Annotated in this window: 17 protein-coding genes; 12 read left to right on the top strand and 5 right to left on the bottom strand. The window is 67.5% G+C overall.

Annotation, left to right across the window (positions count from 1 at the left end; genetic code table 11):
- The first annotated feature begins 93 nt into the window (after positions 1–93).
- The 11 genes from ruvA to tilS all read left to right on the top strand — a co-directional run bounded on the left by ruvA (position 94) and on the right by tilS (position 9481).
- Entirely contained in the window at positions 94–708 is a 615-nt protein-coding gene (gene ruvA / locus ACIQ3B_RS06325; protein ID WP_397400734.1) for a Holliday junction branch migration protein RuvA, read from the top strand.
- Entirely contained in the window at positions 705–1733 is a 1029-nt protein-coding gene (ruvB, locus tag ACIQ3B_RS06320; RefSeq protein WP_397400732.1) for a Holliday junction branch migration DNA helicase RuvB, read from the top strand. Before ruvA ends, ruvB begins: the two co-directional genes overlap by 4 nt.
- Before the next feature lie 64 nt (positions 1734–1797).
- Positions 1798–2982: an AAA family ATPase gene (locus ACIQ3B_RS06315; protein ID WP_397400730.1), complete on the top strand. Its 1185-nt coding sequence runs from the start codon at positions 1798–1800 to the stop codon at positions 2980–2982.
- The gene (locus ACIQ3B_RS06310) at positions 2979–3425 is read left to right on the top strand and encodes a YbgC/FadM family acyl-CoA thioesterase (protein ID WP_397400729.1); all 447 of its coding nucleotides are present in this window, start codon (positions 2979–2981) and stop codon (positions 3423–3425) included. The genes ACIQ3B_RS06315 and ACIQ3B_RS06310 overlap by 4 nt, the downstream gene beginning before the upstream one ends.
- A gap of 50 nt (positions 3426–3475) precedes the next feature.
- Positions 3476–4180, top strand: coding sequence for a protein TolQ (gene tolQ, locus ACIQ3B_RS06305; protein WP_397400727.1), 705 nt, complete (start codon positions 3476–3478; stop codon positions 4178–4180).
- 3 nt (positions 4181–4183) lie between these two features.
- A complete protein-coding gene (locus ACIQ3B_RS06300; RefSeq protein ID WP_397400725.1) occupies positions 4184–4669 on the top strand; it encodes an ExbD/TolR family protein in 486 nt (161 codons plus the stop codon).
- Positions 4666–5460, top strand: a complete 795-nt coding sequence (locus ACIQ3B_RS06295) for an energy transducer TonB (RefSeq protein WP_397400723.1) — start codon at positions 4666–4668, stop codon at positions 5458–5460. Before ACIQ3B_RS06300 ends, ACIQ3B_RS06295 begins: the two co-directional genes overlap by 4 nt.
- Positions 5461–5498: 38 nt before the next feature.
- Positions 5499–6767, top strand: a complete 1269-nt coding sequence (tolB, locus tag ACIQ3B_RS06290) for a Tol-Pal system beta propeller repeat protein TolB (protein WP_397400787.1) — start codon at positions 5499–5501, stop codon at positions 6765–6767.
- A 66-nt stretch (positions 6768–6833) separates the two neighbouring features.
- Positions 6834–7397: a peptidoglycan-associated lipoprotein Pal gene (pal, locus tag ACIQ3B_RS06285; RefSeq protein ID WP_397400721.1), complete on the top strand. Its 564-nt coding sequence runs from the start codon at positions 6834–6836 to the stop codon at positions 7395–7397.
- Positions 7398–7436: 39 nt separating this feature from the next.
- Entirely contained in the window at positions 7437–8240 is an 804-nt protein-coding gene (ybgF, locus tag ACIQ3B_RS06280) for a tol-pal system protein YbgF (protein ID WP_397400719.1), read from the top strand.
- Positions 8228–9481, top strand: a complete 1254-nt coding sequence (gene tilS / locus ACIQ3B_RS06275; RefSeq protein WP_397400717.1) for a tRNA lysidine(34) synthetase TilS — start codon at positions 8228–8230, stop codon at positions 9479–9481. Before ybgF ends, tilS begins: the two co-directional genes overlap by 13 nt.
- Here tilS and ACIQ3B_RS06270 read toward each other — a convergent pair.
- From ACIQ3B_RS06270 to ACIQ3B_RS06255, 4 genes are all read right to left on the bottom strand, one after another.
- Positions 9457–10314 carry an alpha/beta fold hydrolase gene (locus ACIQ3B_RS06270; RefSeq protein WP_397400715.1) on the bottom strand — a complete coding sequence of 286 codons (858 nt, stop codon included), beginning with the start codon at positions 10312–10314 and terminating at the stop codon, positions 9457–9459. The genes tilS and ACIQ3B_RS06270 overlap by 25 nt on opposite strands.
- Before the next feature lie 14 nt (positions 10315–10328).
- Complete coding sequence (locus tag ACIQ3B_RS06265) at positions 10329–11225, bottom strand: M23 family metallopeptidase (protein WP_397400713.1); 897 nt, start codon at positions 11223–11225, stop codon at positions 10329–10331.
- A gap of 194 nt (positions 11226–11419) precedes the next feature.
- Positions 11420–12277 (bottom strand): dienelactone hydrolase family protein, encoded by an 858-nt coding sequence (locus ACIQ3B_RS06260; protein WP_397400711.1) that lies wholly within the window; start codon positions 12275–12277, stop codon positions 11420–11422.
- A 152-nt stretch (positions 12278–12429) separates the two neighbouring features.
- Positions 12430–14175 carry a DUF885 domain-containing protein gene (locus ACIQ3B_RS06255; RefSeq protein ID WP_397400709.1) on the bottom strand — a complete coding sequence of 582 codons (1746 nt, stop codon included), beginning with the start codon at positions 14173–14175 and terminating at the stop codon, positions 12430–12432.
- Positions 14176–14248: 73 nt separating this feature from the next.
- Between ACIQ3B_RS06255 and ACIQ3B_RS06250 the strand changes: the two genes are divergently transcribed.
- A complete protein-coding gene (locus ACIQ3B_RS06250; protein ID WP_397400707.1) occupies positions 14249–15667 on the top strand; it encodes an amino acid permease in 1419 nt (472 codons plus the stop codon).
- Here ACIQ3B_RS06250 and rfbD read toward each other — a convergent pair.
- On the bottom strand, positions 15664–16545 hold the full coding sequence (gene rfbD, locus ACIQ3B_RS06245) for a dTDP-4-dehydrorhamnose reductase (RefSeq protein WP_397400705.1): 882 nt from the start codon (positions 16543–16545) through the stop codon (positions 15664–15666). The two genes, ACIQ3B_RS06250 and rfbD, sit on opposite strands and share 4 nt — an antisense overlap.
- Between the last annotated feature and the right edge of the window lie 164 nt (positions 16546–16709).

The following is a 16709-nucleotide window of genomic DNA, read 5'->3' as shown; positions in this document are numbered from 1 at the left end:
GGCTCGGACGTTTCCCCGGACTCCCGGCTGCGGTACCTCTGGTGAACACATGCCGAACGTGATTCGCCCCATCCGCACCCCGGAGCGCCCTGCATGATCGGGCGCCTGCGCGGGACCGTGGCCGAGGTGTCGGAAGAAGACGCCCTGATCGACGTCATGGGTGTGGGCTATGTGGTCCGCTGCGGCAGCCGCACCCTGGGCCGTCTGCCGCCGGTGGGCGACGAGGCGCTGCTGCATGTGGAGAGCCAGTTCGGCGAACAGACCGGCCTGACCCTCTACGGATTTCTGGCGCGGGAGGACCGTCGCGCCTTCGTGCTGTTGCGCACCATCCAGGGGGTAGGCCCCAAGGCGGCGCTGGCGGTGCTGGATGTGCTTCCGCCGGCCGAACTGGCCCAGGCCGTGGCTCGGGACGACAAGGCGCTGGTGGCGCGCGCACAGGGCGTTGGTCCCAAGCTGGCGCAGCGCATTGTCACGGAACTCAAGGATAAGCCGATTACAGATGGTCCGGTGGCCGCCTTCCACGGACAGATCACAGCGCCAGCGCCGCCGAAACCCACGGCGGTGGGCGAAGCTGTGGCCGCCCTGCTGGGCCTGGGCGTGGCCGAGGCCGCCGCACGCCGCGTAGTCGAGACCGCCGCCATACGCCTGGGCGACGGCGTCGAGGCGCCGGCCCTGATCAAGGCCGCCCTTCAGGAACTGGGGCGATGACCCGCCTGGTCTCGGGCGAGCCCGCCGCCTTCGAGCCCGCTGACAAGGCGCTCCGGCCCCAGACCATGGCCGAGTTCGTTGGGCAGAAGCAGGCCAAGGGCAATCTCTCTGTCTTCATCGAGGCGGCGAAAAACCGTGGCGAAGCGCTGGATCACGTGCTGCTGTTCGGCCCGCCCGGCCTTGGCAAGACCACCCTGGCCCAGATCGTCGCCCGGGAACTGGGGGTGAACTTTCGCGCCACGTCGGGGCCCGTGCTGGCCAAGGCGGGGGATCTCGCCGCGATCCTCACCAACCTCGAACCTCGCGACGTGCTGTTCATCGACGAGATCCACCGCCTGCCGGCCAACGTCGAGGAAATCCTCTATCCGGCAATGGAAGATCACGTGCTGGATCTGGTGATCGGCGAGGGGCCCTCGGCGCGGTCGATCCGCATCGATCTGGCACCCTTTACGCTTGTCGCGGCCACGACACGGGCCGGGCTCCTGGCGACGCCGCTCAGGGACCGCTTCGGCATTCCGATCCGGCTGGAGTTCTATACCCACGACGAGCTGCAACAGGTGTTGATGAGCGCTGCCGTGAAGATGGGAACGGCGCTGGCCGCAGACGGCGCCGCCGAGATTGCCACCCGCGCCCGGGGAACGCCGCGGGTCGCCGGTCGCCTGCTGCGCCGGGTGCGCGACTTCGCCGCCTCGGACGGCGTGGCGGTCATCGGACGCGCCGCCGCCGCCTCGGCCCTGGCCCGGCTGGACGTGGACGAGCATGGCCTGGACGCGCTGGACCGCCGTTACCTGCGCGCGCTCATCGAAAACTACGCCGGCGGCCCCGCAGGAGTTGAGACCCTAGCCTACGCCATAGCCGAGGCGAAGGATGCAGTGGAGGATGTGATCGAGCCCTTCCTGCTGCAACAGGGCTTCCTGCAGCGCACCCCGCGTGGCCGCATGGCCACCGCCCGCGCCTACGCCCACCTGGGCCTGGCCGCGCCGCTGGCTTCCGCCGCACCACCTGCCACGGACCTGTTCGAATGAGCGATAATTGAGAAGTTACCTAATTATACATTGTTTGGGCAATAATTTGATAATATAACTATACATGGACCCGATCTCTAATCCGTTTGCGCCAGGCGCGGGCTCGCCTCCACCAGAACTTGCCGGCCGCGAGACTATTCTGATGGACGCGGAGGTGGCGCTGGCGCGCGTCGCCCGGGGTCGGGCGGCCAAGAGCCTGATGATCGTAGGTCTGCGCGGCGTTGGTAAGACAGTCCTGCTCAATCGCATCCAGTTGATCGCCGAATCGCAGGGCTATTTCGCGGAGCTACTGGAGGCGCCTGAGAACAAGAGCCTGCCGGCCATGTTGGCTCCAGCCCTGCGTAGCCTTATTCTCAAGCTCGACCGCGGCGAGCAGGTCAGCAACGCCGCCCGTCGCGCGTTCCGGGCGTTGAGAAGCTTCGCGCGGGTCGTCAAGGTCAAGTATGCGGATATCGAGATCTCGCTCGATGGCGAAACCGAGCCCGGCGTAGCGGACAGCGGCGATCTGGAAGCAGACCTTCCGGACCTGCTGGTCGCGGTCGGTGAGGCCGCCCGGGAACGTGGCACTGCGGTAGCCTTGATTATGGACGAATTGCAGTACCTCGACGAGATCGAGATGAGCGCCCTGATCGTGGGGATGCACCGGGTCAGCCAAAAGCAACTTCCCCTAGTATTGCTCGGTGCCGGGCTTCCGCAGCTCGTCGGTCTAACCGGTCGGTCCAAATCTTACGCAGAGCGACTCTTCGCGTTTCCGCAAGCCGGACCGCTCACGCTACCTGAGGCCCGCCTGGCCCTGCAGGCGCCGGCGGAGCAGGAAGGGGCCCGTTTCACCGAGCCCGCGCTACGCCGAATCTACGAACTGACCGAAGGCTATCCCTATTTCCTGCAGGAGTGGGGCTATCACGCCTGGCTCAACGCCAGCGGATCACCGATCGGCACGGAGGCGGTCGATGCGGCGACCCCGCGTGCGATCGCCGCTCTGGATCAGAGTTTCTTCAGGGTACGTTTTGATCGCCTGACGCCATCGGAGAAACGATATCTGCGGGCCATGGCTGAGCTCGGCGCGGGGCCCCATCGTTCGGGGGACATCGCGACCGGTCTCGGTGTCAAGGTCACAAGCACGGGTCCCGTCCGTGCGAGCCTGATTGGAAAAGGAATGGTTTACAGCCCCGCTCATGGCGACACAGGTTTCACGGTCCCATTGTTCGACAGGTTCATGCGACGGATCATGCCACAGAGTGACCTATGAATCCGAGCGACCCCTCATCAGGCTGGATGGAAGGGCGCGAACACGTCCTGCCAGTACGCATCTACTACGAGGACACCGATTTCACCGGCGTGGTCTATCACGCCAACTACCTGCGCTATTTCGAACGCGGGCGGAGCGATTTCCTCAGGCTGGTCGGCGTCAGTCACCAGTCGCTGCTGGCGCTGGACCCGCCGGCTGCCTTCACGCTCACGCGGGTGGAGGTTGACTACAAGCGCGCCGCGAGAGTGGACGACGCGCTGCTCGTCCGAACAACCATCGACGTGCTCAAGGGCCCCCGGATGCTGTTCGCACAGCGTATCCTGCGGGGCGACGATCTGATTGCACAGGCCCAGCTCCACGCCGCCTGTATCGATCCGGCCGGACGCGCACGCCGCCCGCCCGCAGCGCTGATCGAGGCCATGAGCCCCTGGCTCGCGCCTTAAGTTCGCCACTGACACGCTTCAATCCTAACGCCCGATTCGCAGGAGACGCCATGACCCCGGCCGCCGCCCTCACTCCCGAGAGCTTCGACCTCATCAGCCTGTTCGTCCGCGCCGACTGGGTGGTGAAGCTGGTGATGATCGGCCTGGCGGCCGCCTCCCTCTGGTCGTGGACCATCATTCTGGAAAAGCTGTTCCGGTTTCACACGCTCAATCGCGACGCCAACGCCTTCGAGGATGCCGTAGCCTCCGGTCGCAGTCTCGAGGATGTCGCTGCTGACGCCGGTGACCAGCCTGTCCAGGCCCTGCCGCGCATGCTTCAGGCGGCGCTGAAGGAGTGGCGCGATGGCCGTGGGCGCGGCGGCGCCACCGAGGGCCAGCTGGCCTTTCTGGTCCAGAGGATCGACCGCACGCTCGACACCATCATCGCCCGCGAGAGTGCGCGGGTGGAAACCGGCCTGGGGGGCCTGGCCATCGTCGCCACGGCTTCGCCCTTCGTAGGGCTGTTCGGCACCGTCTGGGGGATCATGCAGTCCTTCCAGGCGATCGCCATCCAGAAGAACACGTCGCTGGCGATCGTCGCGCCCTCGATCGCCGAGGCGCTGTTCGCCACCGCGATCGGGCTGGTCGCCGCCATCCCGGCCTACATCTTCTACAACGCCTTCTCGACAAGCGCGGCCAAGTACGCCGGACGTCTCGAGGGCTTTGCCGACGATCTCTCCACCGCAATCCAGCGTCGCCTGTCGGAGCGGGCCTGACCCATGGCGCTGTCGGCTTATGACGCATTTGCGGCGGGCGGCGGACGCCGCCGCCGCCGGGGTCGCGCCCGGCGCGGCGCACTCAGCGAGATCAACGTCACGCCGCTGGTCGACGTCATGCTGGTGCTGCTGATCATCTTCATGATCTCGGCGCCGCTGCTGACCGCAGGCGTTCCTGTGGAGCTGCCCAAGACCGAGGCCGGCGCCATGCAGGACGTGCCGGACCCGATCACGGTCTCGATCCGCGCGGACGGACGAATCTATATCGCGGAGGCCGAGGTGCCGTTCGCCAACCTCTCGCCACGGCTGAAGGCCATGGCCGACGACACCACCCGGCCCATCTATGTGCGCGCCGACGCCTCGGCCTCCTATGGAACCGTTGCCCAGGTGATGGCCTCGCTATCCACCTCGGGCTTCAGCGCCATCAACCTGATCACCGAGACCGGCGGGCCATCCTCCGGCGGCGACAAGGACGAGGCGATCCCGTGAGCGCCCGGGCCGCCCGACGTATAGAGTTCAGCCCCGCAGCCGTCGGGTCGCTGGCTCTGCACGTCGGCGTGGCAGCAGCCTTCATGATCTCGTGGGGAAATCGCGACCTGAAAGCAGGCGCCATTGTTCCGGTGACCATCGTCTCGAACGCGCCCGAAATGGACACCCGACCGGCGGAACAGGGCCCGGAAACCCAGTCGGCCATGACCGCCGATCCGGTGGCCGACGCGCCGCCGGAACCGGTTCCACCGCAGCCTCTGCCGGCGCCGTCGATGCCGCCGACCAAGGCGGCAAAACCGGCCGAGAAAGTGCCCACGCCGACGACGAAGCCAGCCACACGACCCGCCGAGAAGGCCTTTGATCTGGATTCGCTGGAAGCAAGCCTGACCCGCCCCGCACGCAACACGCCTCAGCGCCCCTCCTCCGCCGCCAAGGGACCCGCCAGACCCGAAACCGCCCCCGTCACCCGCCAGACCGTAGGGTCCGGTCTGGCCGCCGGCGCCGCCGTTGCCGGCATGACCGAGGAACTCCAGCGCCGCTGGAACCCCAACTGCGACGTCGAGGGTGGGCGCGATGTCATCGTGCGGGTCACCTTCCAGCTCGGCGCGACCGGGCAGGTGGTGGGCGAGGTGGTTCCCCAGATCCAGGGTGCTCGCTCACCGGTCGCCACCGCCGGCGCCGAACGCGCCGTCCGCGCGGTCTATGCCGCGGCGCCCTTCCGGGGCCTGCCGCGCGAGTTCTATGGCGACAGGGTCGCTGTCAATTTCAACGCCCGAGAGGCCTGCCGATGACCCGCTCCCTTCGCAGCTCTTCAGCGCACGTCGTCACCATGGTGCTGCTGGCCCTGATCGGCCTACTTCTGGCCGCACCCGCCCGGGCCGAAATCGAGGTCAACGTCAACCGCGGCGATGTCCAGCCCTTGCCAGTGGCGGTTCCAGCGTTCGGCGGGACCCAGGGCGCCGATATCGCTCAGGTGATCGCAGCCAACCTGCAGCGCTCGGGCCTGTTCCGGCCACTCGACCCCGCCAGCTTCGTTGAAAAAAACCTGACCGCTGCAGTCCAGCCCCGCTTCGGCGACTGGAAAACCATCAACGCCCAGGCCCTGGTCAACGGACAGGTGACCGTCGAGGGTGGCAAGCTGCGCGTGGACTTCCGCATGTGGGACGTTTTCGCCGAACAACAGATGCTGGGCCTGCAGTTCACTTCCAGCCCGGAGAACTGGCGACGCGTGGCGCACAAGATTTCCGATGCGGTCTATGAGCGGCTGACCGGCGAGAAGGGCTACTTCGACACCCGCGTGGTGTTCGTGGCCGAGAGCGGCGGACGGGCCAAGGTGATCAAGCGCCTGGCGATCATGGATCAGGACGGCGCCAATCCCAGTTACCTCACCAGCGGCGACAGCATCGTCATGACCCCCAGGTTCTCCAGCAACAGCCAGGAGATCACCTATATGTCGCTGCGCCCGGACAGTTCATCGATCTTCCTGTTCAATCTGGAAACGGCCCGGCGTGAAAGCCTGGGCGCCTTTCCCGGCATGGTGTTCGCGCCCCGGTTCTCGCCCGACGGCGGCAAGGTCGCGTTCTCGGTCGAACGGGGGGGCAATAGCGACATCTTCGTGATGAACCTTTCCAGCCGCACCTCCACCCGCCTCACCTCCGACCCCTCGATCGACACCTCGGCCTCTTTCTCACCGGATGGCGCGCGGATCGTGTTCAATTCGGATCGCGGGGGCTCGCCTCAGCTCTATCTGATGGGCGCGGACGGCTCGGGCCAACGGCGGATCTCGGGCGGCGGCGGGCGCTATACGACTCCGGTCTGGAGTCCGACCGGGGAGTTCATAGCCTTCACCAAACAGACCGGCGGCGAGTTCCATATCGGGGTGATGCGCCCGGATGGATCGGATGAGCGCCTGCTCACCTCCAGCTATCTCGATGAAGGCCCCACCTGGGCGCCGAACGGCCGGGTGCTGATGTTCTCGCGCGAAACGCCAGGCGGCCCGCCCAAGCTCTGGACGGTCGACGTGACGGGTCGGGTTCTGCAGCCGATGCCCTATCCGGGGGCAGGGTCAGACCCCGCGTGGTCACCATTGCTCAACTAGTCTTGCGCCAAAACCGGCACCATGGATTCTGATCCCTATATACAACCCGAACCCGAGGACATGCAGATGATGCGAAGTGTAAATGGCAGCACCCTACTCAGGCTGGTGCTTGTGGGCGCCGCCGCTGCGTCCCTGGCGGCTTGCCAGACAAAGCCGAAGCCGGCTCTCCCCATCGAGGCACCGCCCCCGGCCCAGCCCCAGGCGCCGCGCACGGAGCTTCCGCCTGCTGCGCCGGTCACCCAGGCGCCAACCGGCGCGCTGCCCGGATCGACCGAAGACTTTGTCGTCAATGTCGGCGACCGCGTCTATTTCGACACCGACAGCCACGATGTCCGCGCCGACGCCACGCCGTTGCTGGACGCCCAGTCGGCCTGGCTTCGCCGCTATGGCGCGGTCAAGGTGCGGATCGAGGGTAACGCCGATGAGCGCGGCACCCGGGAATACAATCTGGCGCTTGGCGCCCGCCGCGCCAATTCGGTCCGCGACTATCTGGTCGAAAAAGGTGTGACGGCGGACCGGATCTCGACCATCTCGTTCGGCAAGGAACAGCCCATCGACGCTGGATCCGGCGAGGCGTCCTGGGACAAGAACCGCAACGCCCGCACGGCCGTCGTCTCCGGCGCCCGGTAGGACGTGCGCGCGCACCGCTCCCTTTTGGCCCTGCTGGCCATGACTGTCCTGGCAAGCGCCGGGCCGGTCTGGTCGCAGACGCCGATGGAGGATCCTCTCGACGCCCGCGACGCCAAGCGGGTGGAGCGGATGGAAAAGGTGGTGCGCGAACTCCGGTCCATCGTCTTCCAGCTGCGCGACACCGGCAAGCCGGTGGTCGTGCAGCCGGCGGACACCGACGCCCGGATGGGCGAAATGGCTGTCCGGCTAAGTGATCTCGAGCAGACCCTGCGCAGTCTTAACGGATCATTCGAAAGCGTCACCCGCGACGCCGATCAGGCGCGCCGGGAAAACATCGCCTTGAAGCGCGACGTGCAGTCGCTCACCGAGCGTCTGGCCGCGCTGGAGCAGAAGCTCGCCGAGATCAACGCGCCGCCGCCCGAACCCGACGCCCCGCCTCAGGCGGCTGCGCCGGGGGATCCGGCCAAGGACTTCGCCCAGGCCCGCCAACTGATGCTGGCCGGCGACTACGATGCCGCCGAAGCCGCCTTTGCAGGGTTTGTGGAAACCTGGCCGGACGCCTCGCGCACGCCCGAGGCCCGCTACTGGCTGGGCAAGACCCTGACTGTCCGCGCCGCCCACGCCGACGCGGCCAAGGCCTATATCGGCGCCATGCGCGGCTGGCCGCAGACCCCCTGGGCGCCCGACGCAGTTGTTGAACTGTCCAGATCCCTCGTCGCCCTCAAGAAGCCGGCGGATGCCTGTCAGACCCTGGCGGAATTCATGCGTCGTTACCCCAAGCCTCCGGCGAACGTCGCCAGCCGCGCAGCCGCGACACGCACCCAGGCGAAGTGCGCGGCCTAGAGGCGGTCGTCCGCACGGTCCTGGGCCGGCGGCTGCTGAGGGACGCCACCCAACCCATAGCCGTTGGCCTGTCAGGCGGCGGCGATTCCGTTGCGCTCACCCTGATGATCCATGACTGGGCGCGAGAGGCGGCGCGGCCCGTGGTTGTCCTGTCGGTGGATCACGGGTTGCAGCCCGAAGCCGCGGGCTGGACCGCCACCTGCGCGGAACTCGCCGCGACCCTCGGCCATAGATTTCGCGCGCTGACCTGGACCGGCGGCAAGCCTGCCACCGGCCTGCCCGCCGCCGCACGTACGGCGCGCCACCGCCTGCTGGCCGAGGCTGCACGAGAAGCCGGAGCCTCCGTGCTGTTGCTGGGCCATACCGGGGATGACCGGCTGGAAGCTGACGCCATGCGGCGCGCCGGATCCACCACGCCTGATCCTCGCGAATGGGCGCCGTCGCCCGCCTGGCCTGAGGGACGCGGATTATTCCTTCTGCGCCCCATGCTGGATCTGCGCCGCGCGGACCTGCGCGCCTGGCTGACCGCAGGGGGCCAGCGCTGGGTCGATGATCCGGCGAACGCTGACCTGCGCTACGCCCGCCCCCGCGCCCGGCGGGAGATCCTGGTCGGCGCCCCTTCGGATCGCATCGCAGACCCGCCGCTGGTCCTGGCCAGCCGGGCCACCCATCAGGCCGGAATGATCATGATCCCACGCCAGGAACTACGGAACGCCTCGGCGACGGACCTTCAAAGGCTTGTCGCCATGGCCTGCGTGTGCGCCGGCGGTGGCGCCCGCCGGCCGGCCACCGCCAGGATTGAACGCGTCGCTGAAGCGTTGCGCGGCCCGGGGGCCGTCGTCGCGACCCTTGCCGGGTCCCGGATTGAGGCTGATCTGGCGCAGGTTCGCTTCTTCCGCGAGGCTGGCGAGATCGCGCGGTCAGGCGCGCCCGTCTTGCAGGTCGCCAGCGGCCAGACTGTGGTCTGGGATGGGCGGTTCGAGATCGCCGCGCTGGATCGCGATGGCCAGCTCACCCGGCTGGCAGGACTGGCCCGGAGCCTGCCCCGCGACCAGCAGGCCGCCCTGCAGGCTCTGCCGCCCGCCGCCCGTGGGGGGCTTCCGGCCATGATCTGCGAGGACGGCTTGATCACTTGCCCGGCGCTGGACGGGACGGCGGCAAATCTGATCCCCGACCGGCTGGCGGCGGCCGCCGGCCTCGTTGATCGGGAGCTGCGTCAGGAGTCCTTGCCAAGGGCGTGATCAACGCCACGTACAATGGCGGCCGCAAAGCGTGGACCAAGCAGGTTGGCGTGATTGGCGGCGGTCACATGCTCCACATGGCCGGCCCTGGCGCGTTTCGCCGGGGCCTCCTGCACCCGTTTGAGCGCGCCGCCGCCGCGCGACGGGCCCGCAGTCACCACCGCCACCGGAAGATCCAGCGGAAGGTCGGCGGCGCCGGCCATCCGCGACGTCTCGGGCCAGCAGACCACTTCAGCCGCCGCGCCGTGGGCATGGGAGGCGGAGGCATGGATGCGGCGCTTCTCCGCGCCGGCTTCACCCGGCAGTTCGATGGGATTTCCCGCCACCCACGAGACGGGATGCATCAGGCCTGCCTTTGCGCCCCGGCTCACCACCTGCAGCAGCCGCCCGAACACCTGCACCCCCGGCGCCACGCCCGGCAGGCCCAGCACATCCGGCGTCACCGCATCCACCAGCACCAGCCCGACCAGAGCCCGCGTCCGCTCAAGCGCAAACAACCGGACCATCAGCCCGCCCATGGAATGGCCTACCAGCAGGATTGGGGCCGTCTCGCCCAGGGCCTCCAGCAACGCCTCAAGATCATCGTTGATGGCTCGGCCATCCCGGGGTTCCGGGCCGGGATCGGAGTAGCCGAGGCCTGCACGATCATAGGCCAGGCTGCGACGCCCGCCGGCTGCCAGCATCGCCTGCACCACCGCCCAGTCGGTCGCCGAGCCATAGGCGCCATGTTCGCAGACGATCAGGGGACCGCCAGACACGGGCCCGGCGCGCGCCACCCGTAGATGGCGCCCACCGATATCGACTCGTTCGCCCTGATAGCGGGGTGCGGCCACGGGTCCCGGCAGGCCTAGAGGCTGAGCTGGGCGCGCGGGCGGCCGTCGGGTCCGATCGCCAGACCCTTCAGACCGTCGATCCGCTCGCTCATGGCGGCTTCCCGGGCCTGGCCCTGCAGGTTACGCTCGGCCTGGGCCAGGTCTTCCGCGTCGGTGGTGCGACGCAACACGATGGGTTTGCCTGCACGGGCATCCATCAGCGCCTGTTTGCTGGCCGGAATGCGCGAGACCTGCGCCATCCGCACCCGTCCCGAATAGCGCTTGGCCAGGTCGAGGGGCAGATCGCCGGCCTCGGCGAACGCCTTGCCCAGGAACATCGCCGGATTCAGCGGACGATCCTGTTCATCGCGGATTTCAAAGTGGAGATGCGGCCCTGTCGAGGTTCCCGTCGAGCCCACACGGCCCAGAGTTTCCCCCGCCGCCATGGCCAGACCAGGCTTCATCCCGGCGGCAATTTCGCCCAGGTGAGCGTAGAACGTGGTCAACCCTTCGGCGTGGCGCACGGCCACATAGCGGCCATAGCCGCCTTTTTCGCCCGCAGCGATCACCACACCGTCCGCCGCGACGCGCACAGCGGCCCCAGCGTCGGCCGAGATGTCCACGCCCTCGTGCAAGCGGCCCGAGCCTTCCCAGGGCAACTGGCGAAGGCCAAAGGGCGACACTACGGCATGCCCGGGCACCGGCTCCTGAAAGGCGATTAGGACGTCATTTTCCGCCGGCGCCGAAGACGCCGCCACGGCCACAGCGGTCGCTGACTGTGGCACAGTCCTGCCCGCGATCAGAGCGGGCGCCAGCAGTGAGGCATGGGCCACCGCCACCGCGCTGAGGCCCGCAATGCCGACGATCACAGCCTCGGCCACAACCCGACGCGCACGCGCTTTTGATCCCGGTCCTGTCCTCACCAACGCCATCAAGCTCCACCATCACCGCGCATTTTTCAGGATCGGAGCCCTCGGCCTCGTCCCATGCTTCGGTTGTTCCGGCCCGGTACAGGACGGAGGATTAACGAGCCTTCTAGGCAAAAAGCAGGCCGGGAGCAAACCGGCGCCCCTGCAAGGCGAGTCCCGACGCGCCCCAGAACGACGCGCCGGGCCCGGGTCTGGCCCTAACCGAGCCGCGCTTTGTACAGCTTGGTGAGTTCGGCCCAGGCCTTCTCGGCCGCCGCCTCGTCGTAGACGGCGCTGCCGCGTACACACCAGCCGTGGGCCGCCGGATAAACCTCCACCGTCGCCGTCTTCCTGGCCTCGGCGAAGGCGGCCTTGAGGATATCCTTGGACTCCGGCTGCTGCTTGTCGTCGTTCTGCGCCACAGCCACCAGATAGGCGGCGTTGGTCTTCGGGATCAGCAGGTGGGGGCTGTCGGGGTTCTTGGTGGTCAGGCCGCCGCCGTGGAAACTGCCCACAGCTGCGATCCGGCCCGGAACCGCCGCGGCCGTCCGGAACGACAGGGGTCCGCCCATGCAGTAACCCTGTACGCCCACTTTCTTTTTCTTGTTGGTCTGCGGCTGGGCGTCGAGGAAGGCCACAAAGGTGGCTGCGTCGCGGTCGATTCCGTCGTTGGTCATGGCGCTGCGCAAGGCGAAGACCTTGGCGCGCTCCTCCGGCTTGGAAAAATCGAAGGTCGCATCCACCACGGGCGCGCGTTTCGAACGATAGAACGGGTTCGGCACCAGCACGACGTGGCCCTGGGCCGCCAGACGCTTGCCCATCTCACGGAACACCGGGCGCAGACCCATGATGTCGGTCCAGATCAGCACCGCAGGCCAGGTCCCCTTGCCGGTAGGATAGTAGAGCACCGCGTCGCAGATCCCGTCGGCGGTCTTCACCTCGACGTCCTTCTCGGTGACTGTGCCAGCATAGGCGTTGGAGGCCATGGCGGCTCCGGCCACGGTCATCAGACCGAAAGTACGACGTGATGGCTTGGGCTCTTCAACCAGACCTACATGGATGTCGTCGTCACACATGGGGATTTCCTCGGGCGTTGCGCATTCTGGGGTGAAAACTCAGGCGCACATGTTGCGGCGGAATTTCAACGGACGCCAGAGGCCGCGAGGCTGGACCTGTCGTCCGGCGACATGGATCAGGTTCCTGCCTGTGTCCGATGTCTGAGCGCCCGTTAGGACGGCGACGCCGCCTCTCCCTCAATCCAGGCCTGGATCCGCGCCTCCAGCAGGGACATCGGCAGGGGTCCTGCCAGCAGGACGGCGTCGTGGAATCGGCGGGGATCATAGCGTGGACCCAGTCGGGTCCTGGCGCGTTCCCGAAGTTCAAGGATCTTCAGCTGACCGACCTTGTAGGCCAGCGCCTGGCCTGGCCAGGATACGTAGCGGGCCAGCTCCACATCAATGTTGAGCTGCGACAGCGCGCTGTTGTCGGTGAAGCATCGGCGGGCCTGATCGAGCGTCCAACCCTTCCAATGGATCCCGGTGTCAGCCACCAGCCGGCAGGCGCGCCACATCTCCATCGAAAGTTCGCCCAACCGTTCATAGGGATCGCGGTAGATGCCCATCTCACCGGCCAGCCGCTCGGCGTAGAGCCCCCAACCCTCGGTGAATGCGGTCACGCCGGCATTTCGTCTGAACGACGGGAGGCCGGAGAGTTCCTGTGCGAGTGCGATCTGCAGATGGTGGCCGGGAACCGACTCGTGGGCCGACAGGGCCGGCAGTTCGTAGAGCGGCCTTTGATCCAGATGCGAGGTGTTGACCATGTACCCGCCGGCGATCCCCAGCTTCGGCGCACCCTGGAAATAGCGTGCAGTCGTATAGCGTTCCTCGATCTCGGCGGCGACCGGCCGGACCCCGAACGTCAGGCGCGGCAGGGTTCCAAACTGGCTGGGGAGCTTGTCGTCGATCCGCTTGGTGATCTCTGACGCCTTCTCCAGGAGTTGCTGGCGCGAGGTCGCGTAGAAGCGCGGCTCCTTGCGCAGCATGGCGATGAAGGCCGGCAGGTCGCCGGTGAACCCGGTCTCGGCCATCACCTTGCCCATCCCTGCGCGGATGCGGGCGACCTCGGCCTGGCCCAGGTCGTGGATCTGGTCCGGCGTCAGGTCGATGGTCGTATGATCGGCGACCAGCCAGCGATAGTAGGCCTCGCCACCCGGAACCGTGCGAACGCCGAGAGCCTTGCGGCTGGCCGGCAGGTACTCGGCTTCAAGGAAGGCGGCGAACTCACGCTGGACCGGCCGGACCTGTTCACGCACCACGCTCGCGGCGGTGGCCTTCAGGTCCGCAAGCTTTGCGGGATCGATGCCGGAGCCCTCGAAGGGCTTCAGCAGCGGGTCAGTCTCGACAGGCGCGGCAGCAGCAGCTCGCGCACGGGCCAGCACAGACTCCACTGTCGAACGCGGCTGGGTAAAGCGGGTCTTCACGCCACGCCGGGCGTTCTCGAGGCTCCGCGCGTAGAATTTCGGCAAGGCCCGCAGGCGCGCGATCCAGGCCTCGGCGTCGGCTTCGGTGTCCAGCCGGGTCGTGGAGGCCACATAGCCCAACTCCTGGTCAAAGCCCCAGTCGCTGTTGAAGGCCGTCCGCGCCTCGTCGAATCCGAGGCTTTGCAGGCGCCGGTCCAGCGTCCAGGCTAGGAAGTCGCGGTTCAGGCGCGCGTCCGCGCTGAGGCCGCCCGGTTCAATTGCAGCCAGCCGCGCCGCGAATTCCTCATAGCTGCTGCGCCGAAGCACATCGGCGCCGGCCGACGGATCGGCCAGGCGACCCAGAGCGCGGCGGTCGCCTTCGCGGCCCGCCATGACCGGGTCCTGGGACAGGACATAGGCGTCGTAGTCGGCCACCAGTCTGTTCAGGGCCGTGTCGTCGGCCATAGCCGGCGCGGCGGCGCACCAGAGTGTCAGGGCGAGAATCAAACGTCGCATGCAGCCTCCCCGAGGCGGGGCTTGGCAGCCACCGCCGGCGCGCCCATTCTCACGCCACAATCGGGGGAACGCCATGGATTTTGTGACACGCCGAAAGCCGGTTGAAGCCGAGGCCCGTGCGCCTGGCAGTCACCACCTGAAACCGACGCTGGGCTGGCCGCAGCTGATGGCGATGGGCGTCGGCGCGATCATCGGTACAGGGATCTACACGCTGATCGGCGTTGGCGCCGGCCAGGCGGGACCCGCGGTCATTCTGTCATTTGCCATCGCCGGCGTGGTCTGTGCGTTCGCCGCCCTCTGCTACGCCGAGATGGCGAGCCTGATGCCGCAGGCGGGCTCGGCCTATACCTATTCCTACGCCGGCATGGGTGAGTTGGTGGGCTGGATCATCGGCTGGAGCCTGATCCTGGAATACACCGTGGTCTGTTCTGCAGTGGCGGTCGGCTGGTCGGGCTATGCCAACGGCTTCCTGGCCAGCCACGGCTGGGGCCTGCCGGCGGCGCTGGCGGCCGGGCCCTGGGGTGCGACGCCGGGGGTCATCGACCTGCTGGCGGTGGTGATCACGCTCGCCGTCACCGGCCTGCTGCTGATCGGCACCCGTGAGAGCGCCACGATCAATTTCTATCTGGTGATCTTCAAGGTGGTCGCCCTGGCCGCCTTCGTTGCGCTGACCCTGCCCGGTTTCGACGCCGCAAACTTCCAGCCCTTCATGCCCTTCGGTTTCAGCGCCCATGAGATCGACGGCGAGCAGACCAAGATCGGCGTGATGGCGGCGGCAGCGGTGATCTTCTTCGCCTTCTACGGCTTCGACGCCATCTCCACGGCGGCGGAAGAGGCGAAGAACCCGGGCCGCGACCTGACCATAGCTATCGTGGGCTCCATGCTGGCCTGCGCGGCGATCTACATGTTGGTGGCCGCCGCCGCCCTGGGCGCGATGCCCTTCGAGATTTTCGCCAAGAGCCCCGAGCCGCTGGCCTTCATCCTGCGGGAAGAGGGCTATCCTCTGGTGGCCGTCCTGATCGCGGCGGCGGCGGTGATCGCGCTGCCGACAGTGATCATGGCCTTCATGTTTGGCCAGAGCCGGGTGTTCTTCGCCATGTCGCGGGACGGTCTGCTGCCTCGGGAGCTTTCGGCGGTGAATGCACGAGGGGTGCCGGCGGCCGTGACCATCCTGACCGGCGTCTGCGCCGCCGCCATGGCCGGATTTCTGCCCCTGAAGTTCATCGCCGAGGTAGCCAATGCCGGAACGCTCGCCGCTTTCATCGCCACGGCGCTGGCGATGATGATCCTCAGGGTTCAGCGACCGGAGCTGGCGCGACCGTTCCGCACGCCGCTCTGGTGGGCTGTGGGGCCGCTGGCGATTGGCGGGTGTACCTACCTGTTCTCCAGCCTGGCGGGCCTGACGCAGGTGATGTTCGTGATCTGGAATATCGTCGGCCTGCTGGTCTATCTGGCCTATGGCCGAACGAGGAGCCGGCTGGCCGGAGCCTAGCCCTTCAACTCTGTCAGGATATCCGAAAGGGCCGCCTGCCAGGGTCGCGGCGTGATGCCGAAGACCTGCTGAAGTCGCGTCGTGTCCATCGTGGCCCGCAGCGGCCGCGCCGCCGGGACGGGGTATTCCGCCGTGGTGATCGCGGCCACCTCAGGTGCATTGTCGCCCATGGCCTCGGCGAAGATCGCCACCGCCAGGCCGCGCCAGCTCACTTCGCCACTGTTGGCGAAGTGCAGGGTCCCGAACGCCGGGTCGCCAGCCTTCGCCGCCGCCAGCCGTTCCGCCTGGGAGAGGATGAACCCCGCCAGGTCCGCCGCCGAGGTGGGTCTGCCGCGCTGGTCGTCGACCACGCGCAACGGATTTCCCGCCGCGCCAACCCTCAGCATGGTCTTCACGAAGTTCTTGCCGTGGGCCGACACGACCCAGGATGTGCGGATATTCACCGCCCGGTCGCAGGCCGCCAGCACGGCGCGCTCACCCTCCAGCTTGGTCAATCCGTAGATATTCAGCGGATGGGTGGCGGCGTCCTCGGCATAGGGCGCGCCGCCCGCGCCATCGAACACATAGTCCGTCGAGATGTTCACCAGCGCCGCCCCCGAGGACGCGCAGGCGCGCGCGATGGCGCCCGGCGCCGCAGCATTGATCGCGCGCGCCAGGTCCTGTTCGGTCTCCGCCAGATCCACAGCCGTATAGGCCGCAGCGATCACCACAAGGTCCGGGGCGATCTCGACGACCTTGCGGGCCGCAGCCTCAGGATCGGCCAGATCACAGTCGGCGCGGGACAGGGCGGTAATCGCCACATCGTGGGCCGGCGCCTGGCGCAGCAGCTCCGTCGCCAGCTGGCCGGTGGTTCCGAATTGCAGGATCTTGAGCGTCATTCGGTGGTCATAGCGCGAAATGAAAACCCCTCAAGACTCCCTCGACGGTCGATTGGGGCAGCGCGCGCGTCCTAGAATCGGTATGTGAACATAAATCATGGGCCGGGTGAGCCCGTGTTTCGCACCTGGAGAACGACGGTGGAGGCTCGAACGGACGGGATGCG

It is taken from the genome of Phenylobacterium sp. (genome assembly GCF_044358365.1).
Classification (GTDB): domain Bacteria; phylum Pseudomonadota; class Alphaproteobacteria; order Caulobacterales; family Caulobacteraceae; genus Phenylobacterium.
Note: the sequence above shows the minus strand (reverse complement) of the source record. Positions and strands in the feature narration are given on the sequence as shown.